Consider the following 13,420-nt stretch of genomic DNA (forward strand, 5'->3'; position numbering starts at 1 on the left):
CCGCCCAGATGGGCGCACTGACCACCACCCAGGTCACGGCGTTCGACACGACCCACCTGACGGCGCTGAAGACGACTCAGCTGGCGGCGATCTCCTCCACGAGCCTGGCCTCGCTCGACACGACCCAGATCCAGGGCCTGACCACGACCCAGGTCAAGGCGCTCACCACCTCGCAGATCAAGGGCCTCACCACCGACGACATGGGCGAGTTCACCTCGACCCAGATCGGCGCGCTCAACACCTCGCAGATCAAGGTCCTCGACTCCGCGCAGTTCTCGGCGCTGACGACCACCCAGTTGGGCGGACTGACGACGAGCCAGCTGTCGCAGCTTTCGACCACCAACCTGGCGGCGCTGGACACCGGCCAGGTGCAGGCGCTGACGACGACCCAGATCGGCGGCCTCACGGCCACCCAGCTCAAGACGCTGTCGTCGGATGACTTCGGCGAGCTGACCTCGACCCAGGTCCAGGCCTTCAGCTCGACCCAGCTTGGCGCGCTTTCGACGACGAACCTGAATTCGCTCGACACCGCGACCTTCCAGGCCCTGACGACGACCCAGCTGAAGGGGCTGACGACCAGCCAGATGGCCGGCCTCGCCGACGGCGACGTCCAGGAGTTCACCTCCACCCAGATCGCCGGCCTGGCCTCCACCCAGCTCGCCGCCCTGACGACGACGGGCGTGCAGGCGATGGACAGCACCCAGATCCGGGCGCTCGGCTCCACCCAGATCAAAGCCCTGACTCCGACTCAGCTGAGGTCGCTGAGCGACACGGACATGGCCGAGTTCACCTCGACCCAGATCCAGTCGTTCAGCGCCACCCAGCTCGGCGCCCTGACCACGACCGCCTTCTCGGCGCTCGACACGACCCAGATGAACGCCCTCACCACCACCCAGGTGAAGGGCCTGACCTCCAGCCAGCTCAGCAATCTGTCGACGGACGACATGAGCGAGCTGACGACGACCCAGCTGCAATCGCTCGCCTCGACCCAGCTCGCCGCGCTTGGCTCGACCAATTTCGGCGCCCTGACCTCGACCCAGGTCCAGGCGCTGACCACCACCCAGGTGAAGGGCCTGTCCGTCGCCCAGCTGTCGGGCATGGATTCCGCCGACATCGCCGACTTCACCTCGACCCAGGTCGCGGCGCTGACGGCGACGCAGATCGGCGGCATGGGCTCCACGAACCTCAACGCGCTGAACTCGACCCAGATGGGCGCGCTGACGACCACCCAGGTGAAGGGCCTGACGCTCAACCAGCTTCAGAACCTGACCACGGACGACGTCGCCGAGCTGACCTCGACCCATCTCGGAGCCCTGACGGCGGCCCAGCTCAACGCGGTCTCGACGACGAACCTTGTCGAGTTGACCACCACCCAGCTCCAGGGCCTGACGACGACGCAGATCGGCGCCCTGACCAGCACGGCCCTCGGCAGCCTCGACACGGCGCAGCTCGGCTCGCTGAGCACCACGCAGCTCAAGGGCCTGACGGCCAGCCAGCTGAAGACGCTGGACCCGGCGAACTTCGACAAGCTGACGGAGACCCAGGTCGCCTCGCTGTCGTCGACCCAACTGGGCGCGCTGTCCTCGACCAACTTCGCCTCGCTGACCACCACCGAGGTCCAGCTCCTCGACTCCACCCAGCTGAAGGGCCTGACGGCGACCCAGCTGGCCGGCATCGACACCGCCGACGTCGGCGAGTTCACCGCCACCCAGATCAGCCAGCTCTCGGCGACCCAGGTCGCCGGCCTCGGCGCGACCAACTTCGCCGCCCTGACGACGACGCAACAGCAGGCGCTGACCACCACCCAGCTGAAGAACCTCACGGCGAGCCAGCTGGTCGGCATGGATACGGCCGACGTCGCGGACTTCACCACGACCCAGCTCCAGGGTCTCTCCGCGACCCAACTGGCCGGCATGGGCTCGACGAACTTCAGCCAGCTGACCTCGACCCAGGTCCAGGCGCTGACCACCACCCAGATCAAGGGCCTCACGACCGTCCAGCTGTCGAGCATGGACACGGCCGACATGGCCGACTTCACCTCGACCCAGCTGACCGTGCTGAGCGCGGCGCAGGTCGCGGCCATGGGCTCGACCAACCTCAACGCCCTGAACTCGACCCAGATGGGCGCCCTGACGACCACGCAGATCAAGGCGCTGACCACCACCCAGCTCCAGGGCCTGACGACCGACGACATCGCGGAGCTGACCTCGACCCAGCTCGGCGCCCTGACGACGGCCCAGCTGACCAAGATCGCTTCGGAGAACATCGCCGAGCTGACCACGACCCAGCTGACCGGCCTGACGTCGACCCAGCTCGGCTCGCTGACCACCACGACCCTGTCGGCCATCGACACGGCCGAGCTGAGCTCGCTCAGCACGACCCAGGTGAAGGGCCTCACGACCACCCAGTTGAAGGCGATCGACGCGGCCGACTTCGACAAGCTGACCTCGACCCAGGTGACGGCGCTCACCTCGACGCAGCTCGGCGCCCTGACCACCACGAACCTGTCCTCGCTGACGACGACGGAAGCCCAGGCGCTCGACTCCACCCAGCTGAAGGGCCTGACGGCGACCCAGCTGGCCGGCATCGACACGGCCGACATCAACGAGTTCACCTCGACGCAGATCAGCCAGCTGTCCTCGACCCAGGTCGCGGGCATGGGCTCGACCAACTTCGCCGCCCTGACCACCACCCAGCAGCAGGCCCTGACCACCACCCAGCTGAAGGGCGTGACCGCCACCCAGCTCCTGGGGATGGACACCGCCGACGTGGCCGACCTGACGACGACCCAGCTGCAGGGTCTCTCGGCCACCCAGCTGTCGGCGATGGGCTCGACGAACTTCGCCCAGCTGACCTCGACCCAGGTCCAGGCGCTGACGACCACCCAGGTGAAGGGCCTGAGCGCGGCCCAGCTCTCGGGTATCGACACGGCCGACATGGCCGACTTCACCTCGACCCAGGTGGCGGCGCTGTCGGCGACGCAGGTCGCGGGCATGGGCTCGACCAACCTGTCGGCCCTGAACTCCACCCAGATGGGCGCCCTGACCACCACCCAGGTGAAGGCGCTGACCACGTCGCAGCTCGAAGGGCTGACCACCGACGACATGGCCGAACTGACGTCGACCCAGGTCGGCGCCCTTTCCGCGGCCCAGATCGGCAAGGTCTCCTCGACCAACCTGGCCGAGCTGACGACCACCCAACTCCAGGGCCTGACGACGTCGCAGATCGGCGCCCTGACCACGACCACGCTCTCCGCCCTGGACACCGCCCAGCTCAGTTCGCTCAGCACCACCCAGGTGAAGGGCCTGACGGCGACCCAGCTGCGGACCATCGACTCGGCCGACTTCGACAAGCTGACCTCGACCCAGCTCGGCGCGTTCTCCTCGACCCAGCTCGGGGCGCTGACCACCACCAACCTGGCCTCGCTGACGACGACGGAAGCCCAGGCGCTGACCGAGACCCAGCTCAAGGGCCTGACGACCACCCAGCTCGCCGGTATCGACACGGCGGACATCAACGAGCTGACCTCGACGCAGATCAGCCAGCTGTCCTCGACCCAGGTCGCGGGCATGGGCTCCACCAACCTGGCGGCCCTGACCACGACCCAGCAGCAGGCGCTGACCACGACCCAGATGAAAGGGCTCACGGCGAGCCAGCTTTCGGGTCTTGACACCGCCGACGTGGCGGACCTGACGACGACCCAGCTTGGCGCGCTTTCGGGCACCCAGCTGTCGGCCATGGGCTCGACGAACTTCGCCCAGCTGACCTCGACCCAGGTCCAGTCGCTGACGACCACCCAGGTGAAGGGTCTCTCGTCGACCCAGCTCTCGGGCATCGACACTGCCGACATGGCCGACTTCACCTCCACCCAGGTGGCGGCGCTGACGGCGACGCAGATTGGCGGGATGGGCTCGACCAACCTGTCCGCCCTGAACTCGACCCAGATGGGCGCGCTGACCACCACCCAGGTGAAGGCGCTGACCACCTCGCAGCTCGAGGGCCTGACCACCGACGACATGGCCGAGATCACCTCGACCCAGCTCGGCGCCCCTGACCACGGCGCAGCTCGGCAAGATCTCGACCACGAACCTCGCCGAACTGACCACCACCCAGCTGCAGGGCCTGACCGCGACGCAGGTCGGCTCGCTGACGACCACGGCGCTGTCGGCCTTCGACACCGCCGAGCTCAGCTCGCTGAACACCACCCAGGTGAAGGGCCTGACGGCGACCCAGCTGCGGACCATCGACTCGGCCGACTTCGACAAGCTGACCTCGACCCAGGTGACGGCGTTCTCCTCGACCCAGCTCGGGGCCCTGACGACCACCAACCTGTCGTCGCTGACCACAACGGAGGCCCAGGCGCTCGACTCCACCCAGCTGAAGGGCCTGACGGCGACCCAGCTGGCCGGCATCGACACGGCCGACATCAACGAGTTCACCTCGACGCAGATCAGCCAGCTGTCCTCGACTCAGGTCGCGGGCATGGGCTCCACCAACCTGGCGGCCCTGACGACCACCCAGCAGCAGGCCCTGACGACCACCCAGGTGAAGGGTCTCACCACGACCCAGCTGGCCGGCATCGACACCGCCGACGTGGCCGACCTGACGACCACCCAGCTGCAGGCCCTCTCGGCCACGCAACTGGCCGGCATGGGCTCGACGAACTTCAGCCAGCTGACCTCCACCCAGGTCCAGTCGCTGACCACCACCCAGATCAAGGGCCTGACGACGGCCCAGCTGGGCGGCATGGCGTCGACCGACATGGCCGACTTCACCTCCACCCAGATCCAGGCGCTGTCGGCGACCCAGGTGGCGGCCCTCGGCTCGACCAACCTGAACGCGCTCGACGCGACCCAGATGGGCGCGCTGACCACGACCCAGATCAAGGGGCTGACCACGTCGCAGCTCGAAGGGCTGACCACCGACGACATGGCCGAGATCACCTCGACCCAGCTCGGCGCCCCTGACCACCCAGCAGCTCGGCAAGCTCACGACCACCAACCTTGGTGAACTGACGACGACCCAGCTCACGGGCCTGACCGCGACGCAGGTCGGCTCGCTGACGACCACGGCGCTGTCGGCCTTCGACACCGCCGAGCTCAGCTCGCTGAACACCACCCAGGTGGCCGGCCTGACGGCGACCCAGCTGCGGACCATCGACTCGGCGGACTTCGACAAGCTGACGTCGACCCAGGTGACGGCGCTGACCTCGACGCAACTCGGGGCCCTGACCACCACCAACTTCGCCTCGCTGACGACGACGGAAGCCCAGGCGCTGACCGAGACCCAGCTGAAGGGCCTGACGGCCACCCAGCTGGCCGGCATCGACACGGCCGACATCAACGAGTTCACCTCGACGCAGATCAGCCAGCTGTCCTCGACCCAGGTCGCCGGCATGGGCTCCACCAACCTGGCGGCCCTGACGACGACCCAGCAGCAGGCGCTGACGACCACCCAGGTGAAGGCCCTGACGACGACCCAGCTCGCCGGCATGGACACCGCCGACGTGGCCGACCTGACGACCACCCAGCTGCAGGCCCTCAGCGCCACGCAACTGGCCGGCATGGGCTCGACGAACTTCGCCCAGCTGACCTCGACCCAGGTCCGGTCGCTGACCGAGACGCAGGTGAGGGGCCTCTCGACGGTTCAGCTCGGCGGTATCGACACCGCCGACATGGCCGACTTCACCTCCACCCAGGTGGCCGCCCTGACGGCGACCCAGGTGGCGGCGCTCGGCTCGACCAACCTGAACGCGCTCGACGCGACCCAGATGGGCGCGCTGACCACGACCCAGATCAAGGGGCTGACCAACGCCCAGGTCGGGAACCTGACCACCGACGACGTGGCCGAGCTCACCTCGACCCAGATCGGCGCGCTCACCACCCAACAGCTCGGGCAGCTCACGACCACCAACCTCGGTGAGCTGACCACCACCCAGCTGCAGGGCCTGACCGCGACCCAGCTCGGCTCGCTGACGACCACGGCGCTGTCGGCCTTCGACACGGCCGAGCTCAGCTCGCTGAACACCACCCAGGTGGCCGGCCTGACGGCGACCCAGCTGCGGACCATCGACTCGGCGGACTTCGACAAGCTGACGTCGACCCAGGTGACGGCGCTGACCTCGACGCAACTCGGGGCGCTCACCACCACCAACTTCGCTTCGCTGACGACGACGGAAGCCCAGGCGCTGACCGAGACCCAGCTGAAGGGCCTGACGGCGACCCAGCTGGCCGGCATCGACACGGCCGACATCAACGAGTTCACCTCGACGCAGATCAGCCAGCTGTCCTCGACCCAGGTCGCGGGCATGGGCTCCACCAACCTGGCGGCCCTGACCACGACCCAGCAGCAGGCGCTGACCACCACCCAGGTGAAGGCCCTGACGACGACCCAGCTCGCCGGCATGGACACCGCCGACGTGGCCGACCTGACGACCACCCAGCTGCAGGCCCTCTCGGCCACGCAACTGGCCGGCATGGGCTCGACGAACTTCGCCCAGCTGACCTCGACCCAGGTCCGGTCGCTGACCGAGACCCAGGTGAAGGGCCTCTCGACGGCTCAGCTCTCGGGCATCGACACCGCCGACATGGCCGACTTCACCTCCACCCAGGTGGCCGCCCTGACGGCGACCCAGGTGGCCGGGATGGGGGGCGGCCAACCTCTCGGCGCTCGACGCGACCCAGATGGGCGCGCTGACCACGACCCAGATCAAGGGGCTGACCACCGCCCAGGTCGAGGGGCTGACCACCGACGACATGGCGGAGCTCACCTCCACCCAGATCGGCGCCCTGACCACCCAGCAGCTCGGCAAGGTCTCGACCACCAACCTCGGTGAGCTGACGACGACCCAGCTGCAGGGCCTGACCGCGACGCAGGTCGGCTCGCTGACGACCACGGCGCTGTCGGCCTTCGACACCGCCGAGCTCAGCTCGCTGAACACCACCCAGGTGGCCGGCCTCACGGCGACCCAGCTGCGGACCATCGACTCGGCCGACTTCGACAAGCTGACGTCGACCCAGGTGACGGCGCTGACCTCGACGCAGCTCGGGGCCCTGACGGCGACCAACTTCGCCTCGCTGACCACCACCGAGGCGCAGGCGCTGACCGAGACCCAGCTGAAGGGTCTGACGACCACCCAGCTGGCCGGCATCGACACCGCCGACATCAACGAGTTCACCTCGACGCAGATCAGCCAGCTGTCCTCGACCCAGGTCGCCGGCATGGGCTCCACCAACCTGGCGGCCCTGACGACGACCCAGCAGCAGGCGCTGACCGCGACCCAGGTGAAGGGTCTCACCACGACCCAGCTCGTGGGCCTCGACACCGCCGACGTGGCCGACCTGACGACCACCCAGCTGCAGGCGCTCAGCGCCACGCAACTGGCCGGCATGGGCTCGACCAACTTCACCCAGCTGACCTCCACCCAGGTCCGGTCGCTGACCGAGACCCAGGTGAAGGGCCTGACCACCAGTCAGCTGGGCGGGATGGCGACCGACGACATGGCCGACTTCACGTCGACCCAGATCGCGGCCCTGTCCTCCAGCCAGATCGCCGCCCTTGGCTCGTCCAACCTGAATGCGCTCGACACGACGCAGGTCCAGGCGATGACGACCACCCAGATCAAGGGGCTGACGACGACCCAGCTGGAGGGCCTGACTACCGACGACATGTCCGAGATCACCTCGACCCAGCTTGGCGCGCTCACCACCGTCCAGCTCTCGAAGATCTCCAGCACGAACATCGGTGAGCTGACCTCCACCCAGCTGCAGGGCCTGACGGCCACCCAGGTCGGCTCGCTCACGACCACGGCGCTTGCGGCCCTCGACACCGCCGAGCTGAGCTCGCTCAGCACGACCCAGGTGAAGGGCCTGACCTCGACCCAGCTGCGGACCATCGACTCCGCGGACTTCGACAAGCTGACGTCGACCCAGGTGACGGCGCTGACCTCCACCCAACTGGGGGCGCTCTCGACCACCAATCTGGGATCCCTGACCTCGACCGAGGTGGGGGCGCTCGACTCGACCCAGCTGAAGGGCCTCACGGCCACGCAGCTGGTCGGCATCGACACCGCCGACATGGCCGACTTCACCTCGACCCAGATCAGCCAGCTCAGCACGCAGCAGGTCGCGGGCCTGGGGGCCACCAACCTGTCGGCCCTCGACACCACCCAAATGCGCGCCCTGACGACGACCCAGCTCAAGGCCCTGACGGCCACCCAGCTGGGCGGTCTGACCACCGACGACATGGCCGAGATCACCTCGACCCAGTTGCAGGCGCTGACGGCGACCCAGGTGGGGGCGCTCGGGTCGACCAACTTCAACCAGCTGACCAGCACCCAGGTGCAGGCGCTGTTCGAGACCCAGATCAAGGGCCTGACCACGACCCAGGTGAGGGCCCTGGATGTGGCGGAGTTCGGGGAACTGACGAGCACCCAGATGTCGGCGCTGACCGGGACCCAGGTCGCGGCGCTCACCACCGACATCATCGGCGCCCTGACGACGACCCAGATCGACTCCCTGACCACCTCGCAGGTCGCGGCGCTGACCACCACCCAGCTCGACCACCTGACGTCGACGAACATCCTCTCGATGACGACGACCCAGGCGGCCGCCTTCACGCTGGCCCAGGTGCAGAGCTTCGACAACGCCGACGGCTCCGGCGAACAGGGCCAGGTGGACGCCTACCTCCAGGCCACCTGATCCCACGGATGAGACCCTCTCCCGCCCCAGGCGGGGAGGGGACCCGTCCGGGGTGCGGCTTGATGGCGCTATCCGCCTGAAACGCCCTCCCGAACGATTGTCCGGGCCGAACGGCGTGCGATGATTTCCCAAGCCGAATCGACGCGTGGATTCGCCCCCGGGGGTGCGTCGCGCGGGGGGATCCCGAGAACTCGATGTCCGAGAACGCTTTCCTTGTCGCGATGCAGAAGATCACCGCCGGCCAGGCGACGATCGGTGATGTCATCGACGCGGCGGCGCGACTGACGCAGGCCGGCCTGCCGGCCGAGGCGATCCAGGTCTATCAGGTCTGGGCGAAGCTCAACGCCGAGCACCCGCAGGTCCAGGTCGCCTATTTCAACTGCGCGGTGATCCAGAGCGACATGGGCGACCTGCCGGGCGCCTGCGCGTCGCTGCAGACGGCCATCAGCATCGCCCCCGACTTCGCCCCGGCCTACATCAACCTCGGCGGCGTCCTCGAGCGCGGCGGTCAGCCCGAGCAGGGGATCGAGGCCTGGCGGACGCTGGCCCAGCGACCGGGCCCGATCACCGGCAAGGCGGTCGGCTTCGTCATCACCGCCCTGAAGCAGATCGGCCGCGTCAGCTCCGACATCAACCGGCCGGACCTGGCCGAGGCGGCGCTCCGTGCGGCGCTCGAGATCCTCCCCGAACAGCGGGACGTGCTGGAGCAGTATTTCGCCATGCGGCTGGGCCAGCTCGAATGGCCGGTGATCGCGCCCTGGGAAAACATCGAGCGCAAGACGCTCATGGGCAACATCAACCCGCTGTCGGTGAGCTGCTACACCGACGACCCGCTGTTCCAGCTCGCCAACGCCGCCCGCTTCGTCGAGAAGGCGGTGGCCGACGTGGAAGGCGGCGAGCACGACCGCCGCAACGTGGAGATCGACCTCTCCAACCGGCGCATCCGGGTCGGCTACGTCTCGTCCGACCTGCGCGACCACGCCATCGGCTACCTGATGGCGGAGCTGTTCGAACTGCACGACCGCTCCAAGGTCGAGGTGTTCGCCTACTACTGCGGGGTGCCGCCGCAGGGCGCGCTGCACGAGCGGATCAAGGGCGCCATCGAGCACTGGCGCGACATCCGCCAGATGTCCGACGACGAGGCCGCCGCCCAGATCGCGGCCGACGGCATCGACATCCTGGTGGACGTCAACGGCCACACCCGCGACGCCCGCAGCGCGCTCTTCGCCCGCCGTCCGGCGCCGATCATCGTCAACTGGCTGGGATTCCCCGGCACCGCCGGCTCGCCGTACCACCAGTACATCATCGCCGACGACTTCATCGTCCCGCCGGAATCCGAGATGTACTACTCGGAGAAGGTCCTGCGGCTGCCCTGCTACCAGTCCAACGACCGGCGGCGGCGGGTGGACGAGAACCGGCCGCACCGCGCCGACTTCGGCCTGCCGGACGACGCCTTCGTGTTCTGCTGCTTCAACGGCGTCCAGAAGTTCAACAAGGCGACGGTCCTGCGCTGGGTGGAGATCCTGAAGCGCGTCCCCAACAGCGTGCTGTGGCTGCTGGAGTCGATCCCCGCCACCCAGAAGCGCCTGTGCGACTTCGTGGAGGCCCACGGGGTCGCCCCGTCCCGCCTGGTCTTCGCGCCGAAGCTGCACAACTTCCAGCACCTGGCCCGCTATCCGCTGGCCGACCTGTTCCTCGACACCTCGCCCTACGGCGCCCACACGACGGCGTCGGACGCGCTGTGGATGGGCGTGCCGGTGCTGACCGCGCCCGGCCGCAGCTTCGCCTCGCGCGTCTGCGGCAGCCTGGTCACGGCCGCGGGTCTGCCCGAGCTGATCTGCAACAGCCAGGCCGAGTATGTGGAGCGCGCCGTCGAGCTCGCGGGCGACCCGGCCCAGCTCGCGGCGCTCCGCGTGCGGCTGGAGGCCGGCCGCGACACCTGTGTCCTCTTCGACATGGACCGCCTGACCGCCGAGCTGGAAGGCCTCTATGCGGAGATGTGCGCCGACTACGTCGAGGGCCGTCTGCCCGTGCCCAAGCTGACCGGCCTGCAGCCCTACCTCGAGGTCGGTGTCTCGCTCGACCACGAGGCGGTCGAAATGCAGTCCGTGGAGGACTACCACGGCCTCTACCTGGAGCGCCTGGCGCAGGCCCACCGCCGCCGTCCGAACGCGCCCGACCACCTCATCTGGACCGAAGCCCACGCCGCTGCGGCGGACGGACGACCCCTCGCGGCGGAACCGGCACGGCGCAAACGCGCCGCGGCGGCCTAGCCCTCACCACTCATTGCGACCCGCTGAAAGCCCCCGTCGATGACCATCCTGCCGAAGCTCCACGAGATCTACAATTCGGCGGGGCTGAGGCCGCTGACCGGCCACTCCACCCAGCACATGTTCGACTGGATGGACGCGCCGTTCACGCGCTTCTTCGACGGCAATTCCATCGTCGGCTGCGCCGGCCTGTCGCTGTTCGAGATCATGTTCCTCGAGCACCTGCGCGACTACCTGAAGCCGAAGAACATCCTGGTCATCGGCAACGCCCACGGCTGGAGCACGATCGCCCTCGCCCTGACCTTCCCGAAGGCCAAGATCGTCGCCATCGACCCCTATGAGCTGGGCATCGAGCTGACCAACAAGCTGTCCGCCGAGAACAAGCTGAAGATCAAGGCGGTGGTCGGCCTCTCGCCCCAGGCGATCAAGCCGTCCTGCGCCGAGCACCTCGACGGGCCCGTCGACTTCGTCCTGATCGACGCCGTCCACACCAACGAGGCCATCGTCACCGACTTCATGGGCTGCCGCGAGGTGGCGTCCGACGACTGCTTCTACCTCTTCCACGACGTCGTGAACTGGAAGATGACCGAGGGCATGAAGCAGAACCAGGCCGTCTCCGGCCTGCAGAGCCGCCTGCTCACCCGTACGCCGTCCGGCATGGCGGTGCTGTTCAACACCATCCCGGACGAGCTCGCGGCCTATCTCGAGTGCTTCTCGGACAATACCCAGCTGCTGTCGGCCTACCGCGACCTGGTCCGTCAGACCATGGTCAAGGACACCTTCGGCGAGGCGCTCGCGAGCCTGAAGGGCGCGGCCTGATGTTCGTGGTCCAGGGGCCGGGCGCCAGCTTCAAGCCCACCCACCGCAAGGCCATCGTCTCCCTGGTGATCGGCGACGAGTACCAGGCGATCTGGCAGACCCTCTGCCAGGCCAACTGGGAGGCCTACTGCGCGCGCCACGGCTTCGACCTCATCGTCGTCACCGGCGCCCCTGGACACCTCGGAGCGGGGCAGGGCGCGCTCGCCGGCCTGGCAGAAGCTGCTGATCCTCAACGAGCCCTGGTCCAGCCAGTACGACCGGATCGTCTGGGTCGACGCCGACATCGTCATGTCCCCGGCCGCGCCCGACATCACCCAGTCGTGCCCCGATCCCAGGCTGGTGGGCGTCTGCGTGTCCGGCGACCAGATGTCCGAGGCCGACAAGCACATCTATTTCGAGCGCCTCTACAACATGCAGGTGGATCCCAACCAGGCCGGCCGCGCCTGGGAGATGCACGAGAGCAACCGCATGGCGGAGGACGGCATCCCCGCCGGGGTGCCCATGCTCAACACCGGCGTGCTGGTGCTCGCGCCGCGCCTGCACAACCAGGTCTTCCTCGACACCTACGCCATGGAAGGGCTGACCAGGCTCTACGAACAGCCCCACCTCTCCCACGAGCTCTTCCGCCGCGGGCTGGTCCACCGGATCTCCGCCCGCTTCAACTGGATCGTCCAGGAGATCCTGACGCTCCACTTCCCGAACACGACCACCGCCGCCGACCCGAAGGAGCTGGCGGCCATCGTCGACCACATGCGCAAGGAACTGGGCAAGTGCTACTTCCTGCACTTCGCGGGAAGCATGAACCTGATGCGCTACATGGCTGGTCTCGCACAACAATCCGGTCAGGCGTTCGCGCCCGCCGCCGCCGCCTGAGGAACTGACCCATGAAGAAAGCCACCGCCACCGCGGAAGTGATCGCCTTCCCCGAGCCCACCATCACGACGGCCACCCAGCCGAGCCTCGTCGAGGCGGTGCAGCTCGCCTTCGAGCAGGGCCGCAACGAGCAGGGCAAGCTCGTCCCCTACGTCCTCGACATCGAGGGCATGTCGGGCCGGAAGTTCCGGTATTTCCTGAACAACCTCATCGGCCTGGTGAACAACCCGCGCTACCTGGAGATCGGCTCATGGGCGGGCTCGACCTTCTGCTCGGCGATCTTCGGCAACACGGTCAAGGCGACGGCGATCGACAACTGGTCGCTGTTCGGCGGCCCGGTGCAGCATTTCTTCGCCAACCTCGCCAACTGCGGCGGCCTGAACGCGCGCACCAGCGTGCTGTTCGAGGACTTCCGGAAGGTCGATTACAAGGCGATCGGCAAGTTCAACGTCTACCTTTTCGACGGTCCGCACGCCTACCAGGACCAATACGACGCCCTGGCCTACGCCTGGGATGCGCTGACCGACGAATTCGTGTTCATCTGCGACGACTGGAACTGGCCTGCGGTGCGCGCCGGCACCTGGGATGCGATCCGCGACCTCGGTCTCGAGATCCGCACCCAGATCGAGGTGCGCACGACCGACGACGACACCACGCCGCCGACCAGCGGCAAGGAAACCGACTGGCACAACGGCTACCTGATCTGCGTCCTGCGCAAGAACGGCGTCAGCATCTGATCGCCGACCGGGGACTGGAAGA

7 protein-coding genes and 1 pseudogene are annotated in these 13,420 nt (G+C 68.0%); all 8 read left to right on the plus strand.

What is annotated here, in order from left to right; translation table 11 throughout:
* Positions 1–8 precede the first annotated feature (8 nt).
* A pseudogene (locus LRS04_RS16800) lies at positions 9–4,019 on the plus strand (beta strand repeat-containing protein); the annotation flags it as partial.
* Positions 4,020–4,281: 262 nt separating this feature from the next.
* Positions 4,282–5,010: a hypothetical protein gene (locus LRS04_RS28190; protein WP_374577238.1), complete on the plus strand. Its 729-nt coding sequence runs from the start codon at positions 4,282–4,284 to the stop codon at positions 5,008–5,010.
* A 112-nt stretch (positions 5,011–5,122) separates the two neighbouring features.
* Positions 5,123–6,835 carry an ice nucleation protein gene (locus LRS04_RS16805; RefSeq protein ID WP_257817328.1) on the plus strand — a complete coding sequence of 571 codons (1,713 nt, stop codon included), beginning with the start codon at positions 5,123–5,125 and terminating at the stop codon, positions 6,833–6,835.
* Entirely contained in the window at positions 6,741–8,699 is a 1,959-nt protein-coding gene (locus LRS04_RS16810) for an ice nucleation protein (protein ID WP_257819164.1), read from the plus strand. The genes LRS04_RS16805 and LRS04_RS16810 overlap by 95 nt, the downstream gene beginning before the upstream one ends.
* A 194-nt stretch (positions 8,700–8,893) precedes the next feature.
* On the plus strand, positions 8,894–10,972 hold the full coding sequence (locus LRS04_RS16815; RefSeq protein WP_257817329.1) for an N-acetylglucosamine transferase: 2,079 nt from the start codon (positions 8,894–8,896) through the stop codon (positions 10,970–10,972).
* 39 nt (positions 10,973–11,011) lie between these two features.
* Positions 11,012–11,788: a class I SAM-dependent methyltransferase gene (locus LRS04_RS16820; protein ID WP_257817330.1), complete on the plus strand. Its 777-nt coding sequence runs from the start codon at positions 11,012–11,014 to the stop codon at positions 11,786–11,788.
* A 288-nt stretch (positions 11,789–12,076) separates the two neighbouring features.
* Positions 12,077–12,661 carry a hypothetical protein gene (locus LRS04_RS16825; protein ID WP_257817331.1) on the plus strand — a complete coding sequence of 195 codons (585 nt, stop codon included), beginning with the start codon at positions 12,077–12,079 and terminating at the stop codon, positions 12,659–12,661.
* Between the two features lie 11 nt (positions 12,662–12,672).
* Positions 12,673–13,398 (plus strand): class I SAM-dependent methyltransferase, encoded by a 726-nt coding sequence (locus LRS04_RS16830; RefSeq protein WP_257817332.1) that lies wholly within the window; start codon positions 12,673–12,675, stop codon positions 13,396–13,398.
* Positions 13,399–13,420 lie beyond the last annotated feature (22 nt).

This window comes from Phenylobacterium sp. J367 (assembly GCF_024699985.1).
Lineage (GTDB): Bacteria > Pseudomonadota > Alphaproteobacteria > Caulobacterales > Caulobacteraceae > Phenylobacterium.